Here is an 18,315-nt window from a genome sequence, read left to right as displayed (position 1 = left end):
TCAGGCTCGCTACTCTCCTAATGGCCCTTGGGAGCCGCCCACCCTTATTTGCCGGGTACCAGGCGGCATCGTAGGCACCCCCGTTTACCTTTGCACAAAGCTAAGCGCCGTACCGCGCCAATTGGCCGCCACTGCCAGTCGTTGTATTTCCTCGTTGCCCCCTTATGTCTGCTCCTGCATCCTCTTTCTCCGACCTGAATCCGGCCGGATTAGCAGAGGTTTTACTAACGACTTCCCTCAACGGCACCCTGCTGTTGCGGCCCCTGTACGCGGCCGATGGGCAGGAGCTGGTTGATTTCGCCTGGGAGCGTCTCAACCCCGCCGCCCAGCAAATGCTGAATCTGCCGGAGCGCCCCACTGCCTCCTTTCTGACCTTGTTTCCAACGGCGCAACAAACGGGGGTTTTTGGGTTCTACCGCGACGCCTTCCAGTCGGGCCAACTGGCCCAGCGCCAGAACCTTTACCAGTACGATGGGCTGGATGCTTACTATATACTGCAGGCCCAGCGCTACGAAGGGGTGCTGGTGGTCAGCTTCGCCGATGGCAACGAACAGTCGCGGACCCGCGTGGAAAAGGCATTGCGTGAAAGCCAGGCCCGCGAGCGGGCCGCCCGGGCGGCGGCCGAGCGCCAGCAGGGCGAGCTGAAGCGCGTGTTTGAGCAGGCCCCGGTGGCCATTGCCGTGTACCGGGGGCCGCAGTATATTATCGAGCTGGCCAACCCCACCGTGTGCCGGCTATGGGGCCGCACCCCAGAGCAAATCATCGGCAAGGGCCTGTTCGAGGCCCTGCCCGAAGTGGCCGGCATGGGCTACGAGCAGCTGCTCGATGGCGTAATGGCGACCGGCAAGCCCTACGTGGCCCACGCCATGCCGGCCGTGCACGAGCGCGACGGCCGCCGCGACACCGTGTACTGGGATTTCGTGTACGTGGCCATGTACGAGGCCGATGGCAGCATCTATGGGGCTATGGTGGTGGCCACCGAAGTGACGGAGCAGGTGCTGGCCCGCCAGCAGGTGCAGCAGCTTAACGAGGAGCTGGAAGTGCGCGTGCGGGCGCGCACAGCCGAAGCCCACGCCGCCCTGCGCGAGGCCCAGGACCAGCGCGAGCAGCAGCAGGAACAGCAAAACCTGCTGCGCCAAATTCTGCGCCAGGTACCCGCCTCGGTAGCCACCCTGATGGGACCGGAGCACCATTTCGCGTTCTTCAACCATCGATACTATACGCTTACCGGCAACCGGGCCGCCCTGGGCCGGAAGGTGGCCGACGTGCTGCCGGAACTGATGGAACAAGGGTTTCTGTCGTTGCTCGACCGCGTGTATGCCACCGGCGAAGCATTCAGCGACCAGGAGATTTCCATTGTGCTGGAGCAGCCTACCGGTCCTGCTAGCCAGCAATACATCGACTTTTCCTACCAACCGCTCACTGACCGCCAGGGTCAGGTACAGGGCATTCTGGTCTTCATTCTCGATACCACCGAACAGGTGCGCGCCCGCCGCCAGGCCGACACGTTGCAGGCCGCCGCGCTGGCCGCCGTGCAGCGCCGGGCCCAGCAGCGCCAGGAGCTCTACCAGATATTTGCCCAGACGCCAGTAGCCATTGTGCTGCTGCGCGAACCCGACCACCGCATCGACTACTTCAACCCCGCCTTCGAGGAACTGTTCCCGCCCGAAGAATGGGCGGGCCGCGATATGCAGGGCCATGTGCTGGCCGAAGTGTATCCGCGCATCAAACTGGCCGGCCTGGTCGAGCTACTCGACCGCGTGTTTGAAACCGGCGAGCCGCAGGCCGTGCTCGACATGCCCCTGGCCAACCTCTACCCCGGCAGCCCGCGCTACGTTACATTTACTTACCAAGCCTACCGCGAGGAGGGCCGCATTGTGGGCGTGGCCGCTTTCGCCTACGACGTGACCGAGCAGGTGGTAAGCCGCCGCGATGCCGAAATTATGCAGGCCGCCCTGCTGGCCAGCGCCCAGCGTAGCGCCGAGGAGCGCCAGGAGTTGCTCGCCCTCTTCGAGCAGGCCCCGGTGGCCGTAGCCCTGTTGCGCGAGCCCGACCACCGAATCGAGTACTTCAACACGGCCTTTGCCGAGTTGTATCCGACCCAGAACATCCTTGGGCGGCCCGTAGTGGAGGTTTACCCCGGCATGGCCTCGCCCGACGTTATCGGCCGCCTCGATCGGGTGTATACCACGGGCGAAACGTACCAGGGCCTGGAGCAGCCGTTGCGCACGGCCGCACCGGGCGGCAAGCCCCGCTACATCACGTTCACTTACCAGGCCTACCGCGAGCACGAGCGAATTGCCGGGGTGGCCGTTTTCATTCATGAAGTAACCGAGCAGGTGCTGGCCCGCGAGGCCCGCGAGGCGCAGCAGCAGCTGGTCGAAGCGGTGTTCGAGCAGTCGCCTACCGCCATCTGGGTAGCCGAGGGACCAGATTATGTGTTCAGCATCGTCAATCCGCTTATGGAACAGATCTTAGGTCGGACTCAGCAGCAGCTCATCGGCAAGCCTTATTTCGAGGTGATGACGGAGCTGACCAGCCAGGGCCTGCCGGAGTTGATGCGCCAGGTGTGGGAGAGCGGCGAAACGCTGTCGGTGAAGGAAATGCCCGCGCGCTTGAACTACCACCAGCCCGACGAGGTGGGCTACTTCAGCCTCGTGTTTCAACCCCTGCGCGACGAAGCGCAGGGCGAGGTTATCGGCATTGCCTGCGTGGCCGTCGAGGTAACGGACCAGGTGCGGGCCCGCCAGCAGGTGCAGCAGCTCAACCAGGAAATGCAGCTCACTAATGCCGAGCTGCACGACACCAACGCCCGCCTGATTCGGACCAACACCGACCTCGACACGTTCGTCTACACGGCCTCGCACGACCTCAAAGCCCCGATTTCCAACATCGAAGGCCTGCTGCTGGCCCTGCGCCAGCAACTGCCGCCCGAGGCGCTGGAGGCTCCGCTGGTGCCGCGCCTGTTTAGTATGATGGAGGATTCGGTGATGCGCTTCCAGCAGACCATCGGCCACCTGACCGACATCTCGCAGCTGCAACAGGCCGAAGCCCCCGAAACGATAGACCTGTCCGACCTGGTCGCGGGCGTGCGCCTCGACTTGGCCCCGCTTATCGAAGCGGCCAGCGTGGCGCTCAGCGTAACGGTGGAAGATTGCCAGGCCGTGCGCGTGGCGCCCAAAACCCTGCGCTCTGTGGTGTACAACCTGCTGAGCAACGCCGTGAAGTACCGTGCCCCCGACCGGCCGGCCCAGGTGCAGCTGCGGGCCCATTGCACGCCCACCCAGCTGGTGCTGGCCGTGCAGGACAATGGCCTGGGTCTGAACACCGCGCAGCAGGCCGAGCTGTTCGGCATGTTCCGCCGCCTGCACGTGCACGTAGAAGGTTCGGGCGTGGGCCTGTTTATGGTGAAGCGCCTGGTAGAAAACGCCGGCGGCACTATTACCGTGGAGAGCCAGCCCGGCGTAGGCTCCACCTTCACCGTGCTCTTGCCGGCCTAACCCCCTCACCTGCTCATGGAAAAGCTTTCAAGCGTGCTGCTGGTCGATGACGACTCGACCAATAATTTCTTGAACGAGCTGCTCTTCCGGCAGCTCGATGTGACCGACCGTTTGCTGACGGCCGAGGACGGGGCGCAGGCCCTGGAGTTGGTTGCCGGCATGTCCGACCTCCACGAGCCCGCCCTGATTCTGCTCGACGTGAAAATGCCCGGCATGGGGGGCATTGCCTTTCTGGAGGCCTTCCGGCAGCTCCCGCTCGCCCAAAGCCGGGCCACCGTCATCATCATGCTCACAACCACCATGGACGCCCGCGACCTGAGCCGCCTGGAAGAGCTCAACATTGCCGGGCTGGTCAGCAAGCCGCTCACTAAAGAGAAAATCGACCAGCTTCTGCAACTGCACTTCCAACGCAACTTACCCGTTAGCTAGCCATGCGGAGGCTATTCGCTACCAATTGGCTACTGCGAATGGGTATAGCCACCTACTACCCAGTGCCCCACCAAACAACTCGGCTAGGCGCCCCGGGCCAGCAGCACCACCCCACCCACAATGGCCAGCAGCCCCAGCGCCTGCGGCCACGCTAGCGTTTCGCGGGCTACCAGCACGCCCAGCAGGGCCGTCAGCAGCACCGAGCCACCCACGATGATAGGCGTGCCCACCGAGGCGGGCACGCCCCGCTCGAACACTATAAAGGTCAGGATTTCGGCCAGGCCTACGCCCAGGCCCGCCAGCGCGGCCAGCCCCAGTCCCCGGCCCGTAACAGGCAGTGGGGTGCCTTTCAGGTGCAGGCTCAGCAGCCAGATGCCGCCCAGCGTGGCGGCTACCAGTTGCAGCACTACGGCCCCGGCGGCGGCAGCAATGTGGCCCGCCGCCAGCTTGATAAAGAAGTTATAGCCGGCCAGGCACAGCGCCGCCAGCAGCGCCAGTCCCAGCCAGCCGCCCGCGCCCGCCACGCTAGGCACCCGGCTTATCGAGGCGCTTGAGCAGTTGCCGCTGCAAATCCTCCCAGTTCTCGAACTCGTCGGAGTCCTCCCACAGTTCGCGCAGCTCCGAATCGGACCCGAGCACGGCGCGCACGGCCTGCTGGGCCGGCTTCCGCAGGGGCTCAATATGGCTCAAATCGAGGCGCGGAATGATGCCCAGCAGGTCGGCGGGGAAGTTGCGGGCGGGCTTACCCAAGATGGCGGCCACAATTTCGGCCGCTGCCAGCGCCTCGTTGGCCACGTCGGCGTCGAGGTAATCCTCGGAGTCTACCGTGGCGGCCAGGGCCAGTTCGAGCACCCCGGCGGAGGGTTCAGCTTTGAAATCTTCGGCAAAGTCGGCGGCCGTGTCGTTGTCGAAGTTATAGTAGCCCCAGGCTCCCATGGTGTGGTGGTATTGGTGGTTTGGTGAGTAAATATCAGCCTAAAGAAGGAAATAATAGTCGGACTGTGCGTAGTTGCGCGGCCCGGGCCAATTGGTCCGGCCAACGGCTGGCCCCACGCGCCCCGGCTACTTCAGCTTTTCCTTCAGCAGCTCAATCTCGATGGCCGGCGCAATCTTCTCATAGAGAATGTTATAGGCCGCCGTGGTGATGGGCATGGCCACCTGCAGCTTGCGGTTGATTTCGTGGATGCTCTTGACGGCGTAGTAGCCCTCGGCAATCATATTCATCTCCAGCTGGGCCGATTTTACGGAGTAACCCCGGCCCACCATGTTGCCGAAAGTGCGGTTGCGCGAGAACTGCGAATAGGCTGTCACCAGCAAATCGCCCAGGTAGGCCGAGCCCGACAGGTCGCGGGGCTGGGGGTTGAGGGCATGGGCAAAGCGGCGCATTTCCTGCACGGCGTTGCTCACCAGTACCGCCTGGAAATTGTCGCCGTAGCCCAGGCCGTGGGCAATACCGCCGGTTAGGGCAATGATGTTCTTCATCACGGCGCAGTACTCAATGCCGTCGAGGTCGGTGGCGGGGTTGGCCTTCACGTAGCGGTTGCGCAGCAGCCGGCAGAAGTCCTCGGCCAGCTCCATGTCGGGCGAGCCGATGGTCAGGTAGCTCTGCTTTTCGAGAGCCACTTCCTCGGCGTGGCAGGGACCAGCTATTACGCCCAGGCGGGTGTGGGGCAGCTTGAACCGCTCGGCCACGTAGTCGGTCACGAGCACGTTTTTGCCCGGAATCATGCCCTTAATGGCCGAAATTACCCGTTTGCCCTTCAGCGCGTCGCGGTCGAGCTTATCGAGGGCGCTCTGCACGAAGGCAGCCGGCACGGCCAGCACCAGCCAGTCGGCGGCGCCCACGGCTTCCTTCAGGTCGGTAGTGGGCAGCACGTAGTCCAGGTCGTGAGCCACCGACGAGAGGTAGCGCGGGTTGTGGCGGGTGCGCAGCAAGTGCTGCACGTCCTCTTTGCCGCGCATCCACCAATGCACGCGGCCGCCGTTTTCCGACAGAATTTTGGTGAGTGCGGTGGCCCAGGAGCCCCCGCCGAGCATGGCTATTTTTTCCAAGAGTGGGTGGGGTGATAGATAAAGGGGAAGGAGGAAAGCGTGATTGAGTAACCCGGTTAACAAAGAACGTCATTCAAGGCGAAGCGACGAACCTCGCGTGCTCAGGCTGTCAGGATAACCCAACGACTTCACGCGCGCTGCTTTGCTTCGCCTTGAATGACGCTCTTCGTAACTCATTCGCCGGATCATGCCTTCACGCATCCGTTTACTCCGCCGGCGCGTCCTCTTTCAGGGCTTCCTTGTTGAGGCTTTTGGCATCCTTGATGACGACAAGAGCCCCGTCTTTCAGGGTCTTGGACACGGCCCGGAACGGGCCGCTGGCCACTTGGTCGCCGGCCTGAATACCGCTGATGATTTCGATGTTCTGGAAGTCGCTGATGCCGGTTTTCACGGGCGTCATCACGGCCTTGCCGTTGCGCAGCAGGAACACCACTTCCTGGGGGGCGGCCTGCAGGCCGGCGGTGGCGCCTTCGGTTTTGGCGGCGGCTTTAGCCCCGCCTTCCGGGGCGGCCGATGCCGTTTTGGTGCTGTCGGTACGGGTGGTTACGGCGGCCAGCGGCACGCTCAGCACGTTGCTTTTACGGTTGGTGATGATATCGACCGAGGCCGTCATGCCGGGGCGGAAGGGCACCACCCGGCGGCCGGGCTTGGCCTGCAGCAGGTTCTCGTAGGAGGAAGGCAACAGCCGGATTTTCACCTCAAATTCGGTTACGGCCTCGGCCGTCAGCGCGTCTTTGGCCGTGTTGGCAATGCTGGTTACCACGCCCTTAAACCGCTGGTCCTGGCTGGAGTAGCTGTCCACTTCCACATCGGCCGAGTCGCCCAGGGTCACGTTGATGATGTCGTTTTCATTCACGCTCACCCGCACTTCCATTTCGCGCAGGTTGGCAATGCGCATGATTTCGGTACCCGCCATCTGGCTGGTGCCCACTACCCGCTCGCCCTTCTTCACGTTGAGCTTGCTCACGGTGCCGCTTACGGGCGAATAAATGGTGGTTTTGTCGAGGTTGCGGCGGGCGTCTTCCAGGCCGGCCTGGGCCGAGCGGACGCTGCTCTGGGCCCCGCGGATGCTCTGGCGGGCCGAGTTAATTTCTTCCTGCGAAGCGTCGTAGGCGGCTTTGCTGGCCTCGTAGTCGGCCTGCGAAATTACCTTCTGCTTGTAGAGCGAGGCATTGCGGCGGTACGTAAGCTCGGTCTGCCGGGCGCTGGCCAGCAGCTGCTGCAGGCGGGCGCGGGTCTGGGCCACGTTGGCCTGCTGGGTGCCCACTACGGCGCTCTGCTGGCTCACTACGGCCTGGTAGTTATCGGGCCGGATGCGCAGCAGCAGCTGGCCTTTCTTCACCGAGTCGCCCTCTTCCACGTACAGCTCCGTGATTTCGCCCGACACGTCGGGGGATATATTGACTTCGGTTTCGGGCTGCACCTTGCCCGAGGCACTTACCTTTTCCACGATGGTGGTAGGGGCGGCTGCGGCGGCCAGCACCTCGGTGCCCGCCGGCTGGCCAATCCAGCCCTGCTTCTTGGCCACTATGTAACCGACAAGCGCCACCGCCAGCACGGCCAGCAGGATATACAGGGTACGATTGTTTTTCATATCGGGGGTTGTTGGAGTCTGGGGAGGGTCTGGGAGTGTTGGAATCTTGGCTGAAGCTCGAGTGGCAGCCGCTGCACACGCTGCGCAAACGCATCATGAGCAGCGGCTCACCCAGGACCTTACAACGAAATCGGCCGGCCCTGATAGAAATCGAGGACTTTGCGGCGGAACACGAAGCTGTACTTGGCCTGAATCATACTCGATTCGGCGGCCGTGAGGTTGTTTTTGGCGATGTTGAACTCGGTGCCGTTGAGCAGGCCGTTATTGAAGCGAATTTCGGCGTTGCGGTAAGCCAGCGTAAGCGCCTCTACCTGCCGGCTGGAGGCCAAGTACTGGCGCTGGGCAGCCAGCGCATCGGCGTACGACTGCTCGATGGTCTGGCGCAACGCCAGCCGGGCCTGTTCGGAGCGCACCTCGGCCAGCTGCTGGTTTATTTTGGCCCGCTGCACATTGGTGCGGACCTGCAGACCATTGAGAATCGGAATCTGCAGGTTGAATTGCAGGTTTTTACCCAGGTTGTTGTCGAGCTGGGTGAAGTACGATACGTTTTCGGAACTACGACGCACTATCGGCTGGAAGGGCGTGAGGGCCACCAACGGGGCCGGCGTGGTGGAAGGCAGGCCGGTGACGGGGTCAATTGGGAAAATTGGCAGCACCACCTGTGCCGAGTCGAAACTGGTAACGGGCAGCGTGTAGAGGGAGGAATAGCCCGTGAAAATACTGGCTCCGAACGTCAGGCGTGGGTAATAAGCCCCGCGGGCCAGCTCCACGCCGCGCAGGCTGCTTTGTACGCGCAGTTCGGCGGCCTTAATTTCGGGCTGGCGGGCCTGGGCGGTCAGAAACACCTCGCCCGGGGCCACATCGGCCAGCGCGTTTTCGTCGGGGGCGGCCAGCTCGGGCGCTTCGATGGTGAGAGCCTGGCTGGCGGCCTCATCGAGATTAAGTAGCTGGGCCAGCTGGATTTTGGCAATGGCCAGCTGGTTCTGGGCCGTGATAACGTTGAGCTGATCGGTGGAAAGCTGGGCCTGACTGTCGAGCAGGTTGCTTTCGGCCACCGCGCCGGCTTTCAGCAGCTTCTGGCTTTGCTCGACCTGTAGCTGGGTGCTGGCCGACCGTATTTCGTTGGTGCGCACCAGCTCCTGGGCCAGCAGCATCTGCAGGTAGGCCGAGGCCACGTTGAGCGACAAGTCGTTGCGGGCCTTCTCCACGTCGCTCAGGGCCGCCTCGTAGTCGAGCGCGTTGCGGCGAATGGTATTGCGCAGCTGGAAACCCGAAAAGAGCGTGACCTGCGACGCGGCCGAGAAGTTATTGTTGCGCGTGGTCTGGCTCTGGAAAACGTTGGTCAGCGGGTTGATGGTGGTACCGTAGTTCCAGACCTGGCTGCCGTTGAGGTTGACTGAGGGCAGCAGCGCGGCCCGGCTTTGCAGCAGCGTGGCGTCGATGTTCTGGGCCTGCAGCTGGCTCTGGCGCACGTTCAGGTTGTGGGTCAGGGCGTAGTCGACGGCTCCCTGCAGGCTCCAGGGCCCGGTCGGCGCGGCGGAGGGCAGCGTGCCGGCGGGCGGCTGCATGGGCGTGGTCTGGGCCCGGGCCGCCAGCGGGGCCACAGTGGCGGCACTCAGTAGCAACCAGTAGAAACGCTTCATAAACAAAGAAAATAAAGGACGAAGGCGAAAAGCGGGGTCGCAACCCGGCGCGGCTACGAAAGCTGCGGCCCGGAGCCGTTGGGCCAAAGGTATTGATTGCCCGCTATATCGACCAAACCAATCAACCAACACCCCATTTTAAGCCGTGAGTGCTTAGCTGTTAGCTGTTAGCTGTTAGCTGTTAGCTGTTAGCTGAAAAAACGGAAGCTATCAGCTAATAGCTATCAGCTAACAGCTATCAGCTATCAGCTAACAGCTCAAAAGACTAATCCAGGGCCGGAATATCAATCAGGCGGTGTACCCAGCGCAGCTGGCGCAGGTATTCGAGCGTGATGGGGCGCAGGTCGGAGTCGATTTCGATGAACTGCCGGGCCGCTTCGTGCTTGCCCCGCCGCGAAACGGACATGGTGGCAATGTTGCAGTCGTCGCGCGAGATGACGGAGGCAATGAAGGCAATGGATCCCACCTCGTCGTCGGCATCGATGATGAGCGTGTGCAGCGAGGCCGAAAAATCGGCCGGGAAGCCATCGACCTCCACAATGCGGATAACGCCACCGCCCCGGCTCTGGCCGACCACCTCTACGGCCCCGCCCGTGCGCTCGTCGCGCAGCTGCAGCCGGATGGTGTTGGGATGCATGGTGGAGGCGTTGCCCACGCCCTGGAACGTGTAGCTCAGGCCGGCCGCCTTGGCGTGGTCCAAGGCCTCGCGGATGCGCACGTCGTCGGTGTTCATGCCCAGCAGCCCGGCCACAATGGCGCGGTCGGAGCCGTGGCCCTCGTAGGTGCGGGCAAACGAGTTGTAGAACGTGATGACGGCGTGCGTGGGGCTGCTGCCCAGAATGCGGATAGCGGCCCGCGCAATGCGCACCACGCCCGCCGTGTGCGAGGAGCTGGGCCCAATCATCACCGGCCCAATCATATCAAAAATACTCGATTTCTCTGCCATGGGGGTAAAAGTAGTGAACAGTGAAGAACGAACAGTGAATAGTGCGGTACGTCATTCTGAGCGTAGTCGAAGAATCTCTACCGCTCCGTTGTAAGAAGAGCTCAACGAAGCGGTAGAGATTCTTCGACTACGCTCAGAATGACGTACCGCACTATTCACTATTCACTAACAAGTACCTTTACGCCTGCCTATGGAAACCCCCGCCCCCACTCCCACCGACTTCTCGCCCGCCGTGCTCGAGCAGCTGCAGCGCCTGCAGCAGCGCTACGCTGCCGACGACCAGGACCTAACCGCCTACCTCGAAGGCTACTACCACACCCGCTACCTTGGTTACTGGGACTACATCCAGCTCGAAACGCTGCTGAGTTTGCAACGCCCGCGCACCGAGATTCCCGACGAGCAGATTTTCATCATCTACCACCAGATTACGGAGCTGTACTTCAAGCTCTGCCTCTGCGAGTACGAGCAGCTCGGCAACCTGACTGCGCCTACTGTAAAGGAAGTGGTGCTGCGCGTGGGCCGCATCAACCGCTACTTCGAGAACCTGATCGACTCGTTCGATGTGATGGTAGATGGCATGGACAAGCAGCAGTTTCTGGAGTTCCGGCTGGCCCTGATGCCGGCCTCGGGCTTCCAGAGCGTGCAGTACCGCATGATTGAGCTGGCCAGCACTGCCCTGAGCAACCTGGTGCCCGAGGAGCAGCGCCGCCTGCTGGGCGAGGCCGCCGCCCACGAAGAGTTGCTGGGCTGCATCTATTGGAAATCGGGCGCCACGGTAGTCGAAACCGGTGCCAAGGCCCTTACCCTCACCGAGTTTGAGAAGAAATACACCGCTCAGCTCAACGACTTTGCCCGCCAGTACACCCAGCGCAACCTCTGGGCCGTGGTGCAGCGCCTGCCCGAGAGCCCCGAGGGCCGGCAGCACCCGCGCCTGCTGCACCAGCTGCGCCAGCTCGATGTGAACGTGAACGTGAACTGGCCCCTGATGCACTACAAATCGGCCGTCCGCTACCTCGAACGCAACCCCGATGCCATTGCGGCCACCGGCGGCACCAACTGGCAGCAGTACCTGCCGCCCAAGTTCCAGCGCCGCATCTTCTACCCCCAGCTCTGGACCGCCACCGAACTAGCCGACTGGGGCAAGGGCTGGGTGGAAAGCGTGCTGGGCGGCGAGTAGTGATTGATGCTGAAACTGTTGCAGGAAGTTAAAACAACGTCATACTGAGCTTGTCGAAGTATCTCTACCGCTTCGCTACAGTCGTTCAACGAAGCGGTAGAGATGCTTCGACAAGCTCAGCATGACGTTGTTTTAACTTCCTAAACGGCGTTAGTCTCAGCTACTCTAACTACTACTCAACCTTAAACGTAGCCTGCGTATTTTCCCAGCCAATATTCACTTCGCCCGATTTATCGGCCGTGATGGTGAACTGCTCCAGGCGCTGGGGGAGCGTCGAAACCGGGGCCGGCACGCGCAGCGTGTCGCGGGTGGGCTCGTACTCGTAGGCCCCCCACTGGTTGGGCTGGCTGTTGAAAATGATGGTCCACTCCTTTGCCTGCGGGATGGTGAACAGGGCGTACTTGCCGGCCGGCAGCGGACGGCCCTGCACCCGTACAGGCTTATCGACGGTGAACGTGGTGGCCTCGTTGGCCCCCGTGCGCCATACCTGACCGTAGGGCACGAGCCCACCCATTACCTTGCGCTCATTGGCCGAGGGCCGGCTGTAGCGGATGGCGAACGTAGCGCCGCCGGCCACGGTAGCCGACACGGTGGCCGCCGGGCTGGGCCGGGCCGCTTTTTCGGTAGTGGCCGGGGAATCGGGCTCCGAGCAGGAGGTCAGGTGAAAAGCCAGCCCCAGCAGTGCGAGTAGCAGGGGGGCCGAAAAATTCCGCCCGGAAGGCGTGTGGATGACGGGCATAAGCAGCGGTCGGGTAAGGCACGGGGGGCCGGCACCAGTAGCCGGCAGGTCCGCTTGGAGCAATAAGTATACCCTAAGTTTATCGATTGGTTGCTCCAGAGCCACTACTGCCTTGCCGTTGCCTTAGCCAGAACGGTAGATTTCGACCTACCTTCGCCCCGTTCTCTGTCTGTTTTTCAGGTCAGATGAGCGGTTGGTGGCTACGCTTTCGGGTGGGGCCTTAAGAGGGAACCGGGTGCAACTCCCGGACAGACGCGCTACTGTGAGGGCCGGCCGCTTCGGCGGCAACGCCTCCCCACGTTGCCCATTGTTTGCTTCGGCGGGCGAGAAGGGCGGGGAGGCAGGCCCGAGTCAGGAGACCTGCCCGCCGCTTATGATGATAAGGCCACCCCGCGACCTGGGTGCCTTGTTGAATACCGCGGCGGGCCAGCGGCGCGCGCCTAGCCGGTTATGCCGGATGGCCAGCGCCGGCATAACCGGGTGCGCAGTATTCAGCAGGGGAAACCGGGTAGCTGGGGCACGCCGGAAACCGGGCCGGGAAGGTTTTTTTTCCGCCACCCCTTCTCTTCCATATCCTGCTTATGCTCACGCTCGCCGAAAAAATCAGCCGCGCCGAAACCCGCATTTTCAAAGCGGTTTTCCCCAACACCACCAACCACTACGACACCCTGTTCGGCGGCACCACGCTGCACCTGATGGACGAGGTAGCCTTCATCACGGCCACCCGTTTCTCGCGCCTGAAAATGGTCACGGTTTCCTCCGATAAAGTCGATTTCACCCACCCCATTCCCGGCGGCACACTGGTTGAGCTCATTGGCCGCGTCGAGCACGTGGGCCGCACCAGCCTGAAGGTGCGGGTAGAATTATTTGTGGAGCAGATGTACTCCGAAGACCGCCACCGGGCCGTGTCGGGCCTGTTCACCTTCGTGGCCATTGATGAGGACAAGCGCCCGGTGGCCATTCTGCCGCCTGAAATGCGGCCCGAACCGGTAGCGTAGGCCGGCCGCGGGCGCGTATCTTTGCGGGCGTAAAAGGATAACTCCCTTTCCCCTGCCTTATGCCCGCTACCCTTCCTTCCGCCGCCGCTCAGGAAATTGAGCTGCTGCTGCCCCCCGAACAGGCCTACGACGAGCTGGCCCGCTACGAAGCCCTGCTCGCCGCCGCCGGCCTGCGCCCCGGCCAGGCCGATTTCGTGCACCTGCGCAAGCGCTCGGTCGATGCCCGGGGCCGCCAGCCGCTGGTGCGCCTGCGGGCCGACATTTACCGCCAAGCCCCACCCGCCGACTTGTTTGGCCCCTGGTTCCGCTACCCCAACGTGAGCCAGGCCCAGCGTACGGTGCTGATTGTGGGCGCCGGACCAGCCGGGCTGTTCGCGGCGCTGCGGGCCATAGAGCTGGGCATCCGGCCCGTGGTGGTGGAGCGCGGCAAGGACGTGCGCACCCGCCGCCGCGATTTGGCCGCCATCAACAAGGAGCACGTCGTGAACCCCGATTCCAACTACTGCTTCGGCGAGGGCGGGGCCGGCACGTATTCCGATGGCAAGCTGTACACCCGGGCCACCAAGCGCGGCGACGTGCAGCGCATTCTGCGGCTGCTGGTGCAGCACGGCGCCACCCCCGATATATTGGTCGATGCCCACCCCCACATCGGCACCAACAAGCTGCCGGCCGTAGTGGCCGCCCTGCGCGACTCGGTGCGGGAAGCCGGCGGGCAGGTGCTGTTTGAAACGCGGGTCGATGACCTGCTTATCACCGAAAACCGCCTGCGCGGGGTGGTAACGACCACCGGCCAGGAGCTGACGGCCGACGCCGTGATTCTGGCCACCGGCCACTCGGCCCGCGACATCTACGAACTGCTGCACCGCCGGGGCGTGCTCATCGAGGCCAAGCCCTTCGCGCTGGGCGTGCGCGTCGAGCACCCCCAGCAGCTCATCGACCAGGCCCAGTACCGCCGCCCCGACCGCGGCCCGCTGCCGGCCGCTTCGTATGCGCTGGTGCACCAGACCCAGGTGGATAACGAGCAGCGGGGCGTGTTTTCGTTCTGCATGTGTCCGGGCGGCTTCATCGTGCCGGCCGCCACGGCCCCCGGCGAGGTGGTGGTAAACGGCATGAGCCCCAGCCGCCGCGACTCGCGGTTCGCCAACTCGGGCATCGTGGCCGCCGTGGAGCTGGCCGATATGGATGTGCGCCAGCACGGCGCGCTGGCCGGTTTGCGCCTCCAGCAGCAAATCGAGCAGCGCGCCTGCCAGCTGGCCGGCAACTCGCAACGCGCGCCGGCCCAGCTGCTGGGCGACTTCCTGAAGAAGAAAACCTCGGCCCAACTGCTGGAAACCAGCTACCAGCCCGGCCTCGTGTCGGTGCCCATGGATGAGGTGCTGGGCGCGCCGCTGGCCGAGCGCCTGCGCCAGGGCTTTGCCAACTTCGGGCGCAAAATCCCCGGATACGCCACCAACGTGGCCCAGATTGTGGGCGTGGAAAGCCGCACCTCCTCACCCGTGCGCATTCCCCGCGACCGGGACACGCTGGAGCACCCCACCCTGCGCGGCCTGTTTCCGTGCGGCGAGGGCGCGGGCTACGCCGGCGGCATCGTGAGCGCGGCCATGGACGGCGAGCGGTGCGCCGAGGCCGTGCGGGCCGCTGTGGGGGCGTAACGGCCCCGAGAGGTTCTGTTGTTTTAGTGCTTACTCCCTTTTCTGATGTTGCGCCTGCTCCGTACCGATTCCGACAACCCCGATTTCCTGCGGCTGGTCCGGCTGCTGGACGCGGACCTGGCCCTGCGCGACGGGGCCGAGCACCTCATCTACGCCCAACTCAACCAAGCCGCCATGCCCCAGCTACGCCACGCCGTGGTGGCCTACCAGCACGATGAGCCGGTGGGGTGCGGGGCGTTCAAGGAGTTTGCCCCCGATCTGGTCGAAATCAAGCGCGTGTTCGTGGAGCCGGCGTTTCGCGGGCTGGGCGCGGCGCGGGCGGTGCTGGCGGAGCTGGAGCAGTGGGCCGCCGAACTGGGCTACGCGGGCTACGTGCTCGAAACCGGCCAACAGCAGCCCGAGGCCATCCGGCTCTACGAAAGCAGCGGCTACCGGCGCATTCCCAACTTCGGGCCGTACGTGGGCATGGCCAACAGCGTATGCATGCGCAAGAATGCGGGCGACGTGGTATAACTTGGCTATCTAGTATAGCGCGGTTAAAATCGACAGGGTCTATGCACTGGCCCACTGCTCCCAACATCCTGTTTGCTCATCCGGCTCCTTGCCTCCGGGCCGTGGAGCTTCTGGGGGCCGGAGTACTTAGTGGAGCGTTGCTTCACGCATCCTGTCCGGCTCTTATAGCTGTGCGGAGGAGGTGGTTGAATGCGCGACATTACCGCAAACTCAGATAGGGTCCGATAACGTGCCCTTATCGTACCTTATCCGAAAGCTGGTGGCTGTTTAAATCACCGTTTGGCTGAACTCTACTACTACGTTTTATCACCCAAAGGCGAACGAAGTCGTTTCCCTTCCAAAAGCATGCACAGCCGTGCAGGCTGAACAGGTAACATGCAAGAACAGGCAATTAAACAATTTGAGCAGCTGTTCGTGGTTGTCAACACGCCATCGCCAAGATACCCTGTGCCTTTTTCATACGAAAAGTTGCGTGCGGACTATCATGCGTTATTCGACGCTTTATTGGCGCTGCTAGCCCTTCAGGGAATCGACTACGACGATTTTATCGAGCAGGAGATACTTGCGTGGTCAGACCCATTGAGTAAAGGTAACCCCTGCGAGTTGCCCTTTGAAGCGGGCTTTCTAAAGTTTTACACGTCCAGTGGGTATAAATTCTCCTTCTTGGTGCTGTGTCTACAGATTCAGCCGCCCGTGCGCAATATCTCAACGCCGCTGCTCTTGGCGTGCTATCACGTCCTAAATGATTCCCCCGGGCTATACGCCCGATTAACGCTGTGGCTGGATTCGTTGGTTGACTACCCCAATCCCAATGCGATAGGCCTCGTCGCAGCCGTGCTCCCGTTGCTGAACAACGACTGGTACGGCCAAGATTTGCATCTGAACTTGCCATACCTGTTAACGCAAAACCCGGGGCCAGTGGCTACGGCCGTGCAAGCACAGCTTACGCAGGTGACGGAGGTATTAGACGCAGCTAATCGGGTATAACCCTCCCTTTCTTAAACTGCTAGCAGGTACCCCGCACCAAGTGCCAGCAGGCCGCTACAGCGCGGAGCGAGTTTAAGAAACCCGTCTATGAATCAAATTTTACGAAACTAGCAAAGTAGATGAGTTTCGCAAACTCGACACTAGGCACTTTCCCGGACCTGGGCAAACAGGATTTTAAGCGCAGTGGGGAAGTGCAAATCCTCGTCCCATCTGGGATTCGTCTATTAACATAAAACCAGTTCTCAGCCCCACCCTGGTATCGTGGTGGTTTTCGGGCCGGCCAAACGTTGTACCCGGCGTACTACTTTATTGATAAGGGTCCCTTAGCTACCTTTCGCGCTTCTTATAACTACCAGCACAACCAACGCAGCGCCTACGCCCTAGTAGCTACCCCTATTTCTTATGTGGACTTCTTCCCGCAAGCGCTTACGCCGCCTGGAGGCGGCTTGGCAGCAGCCGGCTGCGCGCGCTTCCCACTTCCCCTGGGTGGCCCGCTACTACAACCACGTGCAGCATGAGCCCGCGTACCACCGCCTGCCCGACCAAACCTGGGAGGACCTGAACGGCGAACTGCTCTTTGAACTGCTCGATGCCACGGTGAGCCGGGTGGGTCAGCAGTGCCTGTACCACCGCCTGCGCAGCCCGCTCGCCGACGAGGCTACCCTGCACGAGTTTGCTGCCGCCGCGACCCTGCTGGCCCAGCAACCCGGGGCCCGCGGGCAGGCCCTGCTCGCCCTCGACCAGCTGACGGCCGACGAGACGTACTTCCTGGCCGATTTGATTAGCGGGGAGCCCCTGCCCACGTTGCCCGGCGCCCGCTTCGCGCCGCTGCTTGCGCTGGGGCTGTTGGCCACGCTGGTCGGGGGCTGTTGGCTGCCCGTGCTCTGGTTGGGCACGGGGGTGTTTGCCCTTATCAATTCGGTGTTTCACTTCTGGCAGCGCACCCGAATTCAGCGCATGGTGCGCCCCCTGATGCAACTGGGCCGCTTGCACCGGGCAGGGCGGGCGTTGCACCGGGCGGCGTTGCCCCTGCGGCCGCTTGAGCCGCTGGCCGCGCCCCTGGCCCGGCTGGGAGGTATTTTGCGGCAGGTAGCATTCTTTCAGGTGGAAGACAATTTGCTGGTGCTGGAACTGCTCAAGATGCTGCTATTGCTCGACCAGCTGGTGTATGCCCGCTGCCGGGTGGCCGTGCAGCGGCAGGCGCCCGCCATTCGAACCATCTTTGAGGCGGTTGGCTACGTCGATTGTGCCCTGGCGGTGGCCAGCTTCCGGCAACGCCACACCACCTGCGTGCCGCAGTTTGGGCCGGCCGCCGAGGGCATCCAACTGCACGCCGGCTACCACCCGCTGGTGCCGGGCTGCGTGCCCAACGACCTCACCCTATCCGGGCAGGGCGTCTTACTCACCGGCTCGAACATGGCGGGCAAAACCACCTTTATGCGCACGCTGGGCGTGACTGCCCTGCTGGCCCAGACCATAGCCACGTGCCCGGCCACCGCCTACCGCGCCCCTTTTTGCCGGGTGCTCACCAGCCTCACCCTGGCCGACAGCCTGCCCACTGGCAAAAGCTATTATCTGGTGGAAGCCGAAACCATGCGGCAGCTGCTGCTGGCCTGCAACGCGGCCCCCGGCAGCTACCTATTGCTGCTCGATGAGCTGTTCAAAGGCACGAATACCCAGGAGCGCATCGCCGCTAACAAGGCCGTGCTGGCCTACCTGCAGCCGCGCGGCTGGGTAGTGGCGGCCACCCACGATGGGGAGTTGGGGGCGCTGTTGCAATCGTGCTATGTCGAATACCACTTTTGCGAAACGGTGACGGCGGAAGACTGGTATTTCGACTACCGCCTCAAGGCCGGGCCGCTCACCACACGCAATGCCATTCGGTTGCTGGCCCGCCTGCATTACCCGGCCCAGGTGGTCGCCGACGCGCAGGCGCTCAGTGCCACGCTGGCCGCGCGGGCACACCCCAGCCACGCGCAACCAACCGCGCCGGCAGAGGTCATTTGCGTGGCTGATTCGACCAGGCAGCAGGAGCATATACGCACTTTAAACGACCGTGCGTATGACGTTGTATAGGCTCAAGCC

General features: G+C 62.9%; 15 protein-coding genes and 1 riboswitch. Of the genes, 8 read left to right on the top strand and 7 right to left on the bottom strand.

The genetic code is table 11. From position 1 onward, the window contains the following. Positions 1-164: 164 nt before the first annotated feature. Both BLW21_RS16450 and BLW21_RS16445 read left to right on the top strand, forming a co-directional pair. A complete protein-coding gene (locus BLW21_RS16450; RefSeq protein WP_092742036.1) occupies positions 165-3,500 on the top strand; it encodes a PAS domain-containing sensor histidine kinase in 3,336 nt (1,111 codons plus the stop codon). 15 nt (positions 3,501-3,515) lie between these two features. Further along, entirely contained in the window at positions 3,516-3,929 is a 414-nt protein-coding gene (locus BLW21_RS16445; protein WP_092742034.1) for a response regulator, read from the top strand. An 83-nt stretch (positions 3,930-4,012) separates the two neighbouring features. Here the strand turns inward: BLW21_RS16445 and BLW21_RS16440 are convergent, their stop codons facing one another. From BLW21_RS16440 to sdaAB, 6 genes are all read right to left on the bottom strand, one after another. Beyond that, complete coding sequence (locus BLW21_RS16440) at positions 4,013-4,462, bottom strand: EamA family transporter (RefSeq protein WP_245711930.1); 450 nt, start codon at positions 4,460-4,462, stop codon at positions 4,013-4,015. Then, a complete protein-coding gene (locus BLW21_RS16435) occupies positions 4,455-4,865 on the bottom strand; it encodes a DUF4259 domain-containing protein (protein ID WP_092742030.1) in 411 nt (136 codons plus the stop codon). Before BLW21_RS16435 ends, BLW21_RS16440 begins: the two co-directional genes overlap by 8 nt. Positions 4,866-4,991: 126 nt before the next feature. After that, positions 4,992-5,981 (bottom strand): NAD(P)H-dependent glycerol-3-phosphate dehydrogenase, encoded by a 990-nt coding sequence (locus BLW21_RS16430; RefSeq protein ID WP_245711929.1) that lies wholly within the window; start codon positions 5,979-5,981, stop codon positions 4,992-4,994. 205 nt (positions 5,982-6,186) lie between these two features. After that, complete coding sequence (locus tag BLW21_RS16425; RefSeq protein ID WP_092742028.1) at positions 6,187-7,575, bottom strand: efflux RND transporter periplasmic adaptor subunit; 1,389 nt, start codon at positions 7,573-7,575, stop codon at positions 6,187-6,189. 119 nt (positions 7,576-7,694) lie between these two features. Next, the gene (locus BLW21_RS16420) at positions 7,695-9,218 is read right to left on the bottom strand and encodes a TolC family protein (protein ID WP_092742026.1); all 1,524 of its coding nucleotides are present in this window, start codon (positions 9,216-9,218) and stop codon (positions 7,695-7,697) included. A gap of 265 nt (positions 9,219-9,483) precedes the next feature. Continuing rightward, positions 9,484-10,164, bottom strand: a complete 681-nt coding sequence (sdaAB, locus tag BLW21_RS16415) for an L-serine ammonia-lyase, iron-sulfur-dependent subunit beta (RefSeq protein WP_092742024.1) — start codon at positions 10,162-10,164, stop codon at positions 9,484-9,486. A gap of 190 nt (positions 10,165-10,354) precedes the next feature. Here sdaAB and BLW21_RS16410 point away from each other — a divergent pair, with 190 nt between their 5' ends. Further along, positions 10,355-11,341, top strand: coding sequence for a tryptophan 2,3-dioxygenase family protein (locus BLW21_RS16410; RefSeq protein ID WP_092742022.1), 987 nt, complete (start codon positions 10,355-10,357; stop codon positions 11,339-11,341). Between the two features lie 172 nt (positions 11,342-11,513). Here the strand turns inward: BLW21_RS16410 and BLW21_RS16405 are convergent, their stop codons facing one another. Next, positions 11,514-12,080, bottom strand: coding sequence for a DUF2911 domain-containing protein (locus BLW21_RS16405; protein ID WP_092742020.1), 567 nt, complete (start codon positions 12,078-12,080; stop codon positions 11,514-11,516). Between the two features lie 177 nt (positions 12,081-12,257). Continuing rightward, a riboswitch (cobalamin riboswitch) is annotated at positions 12,258-12,462 on the top strand. Positions 12,463-12,661: 199 nt separating this feature from the next. On the opposite strand from BLW21_RS16405, the gene BLW21_RS16400 reads away from it, so the two are divergent. The 5 genes from BLW21_RS16400 (at position 12,662) to BLW21_RS16380 (ending at position 18,306) form a co-directional block, all read left to right on the top strand. Then, entirely contained in the window at positions 12,662-13,078 is a 417-nt protein-coding gene (locus BLW21_RS16400; protein ID WP_092742018.1) for an acyl-CoA thioesterase, read from the top strand. A 59-nt stretch (positions 13,079-13,137) separates the two neighbouring features. Then, a complete protein-coding gene (locus BLW21_RS16395; RefSeq protein WP_092742016.1) occupies positions 13,138-14,730 on the top strand; it encodes an NAD(P)/FAD-dependent oxidoreductase in 1,593 nt (530 codons plus the stop codon). 45 nt (positions 14,731-14,775) lie between these two features. Beyond that, a complete protein-coding gene (locus BLW21_RS16390) occupies positions 14,776-15,243 on the top strand; it encodes a GNAT family N-acetyltransferase (RefSeq protein ID WP_092742014.1) in 468 nt (155 codons plus the stop codon). Between the two features lie 375 nt (positions 15,244-15,618). Continuing rightward, positions 15,619-16,230 (top strand): hypothetical protein, encoded by a 612-nt coding sequence (locus tag BLW21_RS16385; RefSeq protein ID WP_092742012.1) that lies wholly within the window; start codon positions 15,619-15,621, stop codon positions 16,228-16,230. Positions 16,231-16,632: 402 nt separating this feature from the next. Continuing rightward, positions 16,633-18,306, top strand: coding sequence for a MutS-related protein (locus BLW21_RS16380; protein WP_092742010.1), 1,674 nt, complete (start codon positions 16,633-16,635; stop codon positions 18,304-18,306). Positions 18,307-18,315 lie beyond the last annotated feature (9 nt).

The organism is Hymenobacter psychrophilus (assembly GCF_900107135.1).
GTDB lineage: Bacteria > Bacteroidota > Bacteroidia > Cytophagales > Hymenobacteraceae > Hymenobacter > Hymenobacter psychrophilus.
This window is presented reverse-complemented; position numbering and strand designations above follow the sequence as displayed.

Bases quoted from the DNA above. Each gene is read 5' to 3' on its own strand.
- BLW21_RS16400 (WP_092742018.1), top strand. From the start codon at position 12,662: ATGCTCACGCTCGCCGAAAAAATCAGCCGCGCCGAAACCCGCATTTTC.
- BLW21_RS16425 (WP_092742028.1), bottom strand. From the start codon at position 7,575: ATGAAAAACAATCGTACCCTGTATATCCTGCTGGCCGTGCTGGCGGTG.
- BLW21_RS16410 (WP_092742022.1), top strand. From the start codon at position 10,355: ATGGAAACCCCCGCCCCCACTCCCACCGACTTCTCGCCCGCCGTGCTC.
- BLW21_RS16395 (WP_092742016.1), top strand. From the start codon at position 13,138: ATGCCCGCTACCCTTCCTTCCGCCGCCGCTCAGGAAATTGAGCTGCTG.
- BLW21_RS16435 (WP_092742030.1), bottom strand. From the start codon at position 4,865: ATGGGAGCCTGGGGCTACTATAACTTCGACAACGACACGGCCGCCGAC.
- BLW21_RS16390 (WP_092742014.1), top strand. From the start codon at position 14,776: ATGTTGCGCCTGCTCCGTACCGATTCCGACAACCCCGATTTCCTGCGG.
- sdaAB (WP_092742024.1), bottom strand. From the start codon at position 10,164: ATGGCAGAGAAATCGAGTATTTTTGATATGATTGGGCCGGTGATGATT.
- BLW21_RS16450 (WP_092742036.1), top strand. From the start codon at position 165: ATGTCTGCTCCTGCATCCTCTTTCTCCGACCTGAATCCGGCCGGATTA.
- BLW21_RS16405 (WP_092742020.1), bottom strand. From the start codon at position 12,080: ATGCCCGTCATCCACACGCCTTCCGGGCGGAATTTTTCGGCCCCCCTG.
- BLW21_RS16385 (WP_092742012.1), top strand. From the start codon at position 15,619: ATGCAAGAACAGGCAATTAAACAATTTGAGCAGCTGTTCGTGGTTGTC.
- BLW21_RS16380 (WP_092742010.1), top strand. From the start codon at position 16,633: ATGTGGACTTCTTCCCGCAAGCGCTTACGCCGCCTGGAGGCGGCTTGG.
- BLW21_RS16420 (WP_092742026.1), bottom strand. From the start codon at position 9,218: ATGAAGCGTTTCTACTGGTTGCTACTGAGTGCCGCCACTGTGGCCCCG.
- BLW21_RS16445 (WP_092742034.1), top strand. From the start codon at position 3,516: ATGGAAAAGCTTTCAAGCGTGCTGCTGGTCGATGACGACTCGACCAAT.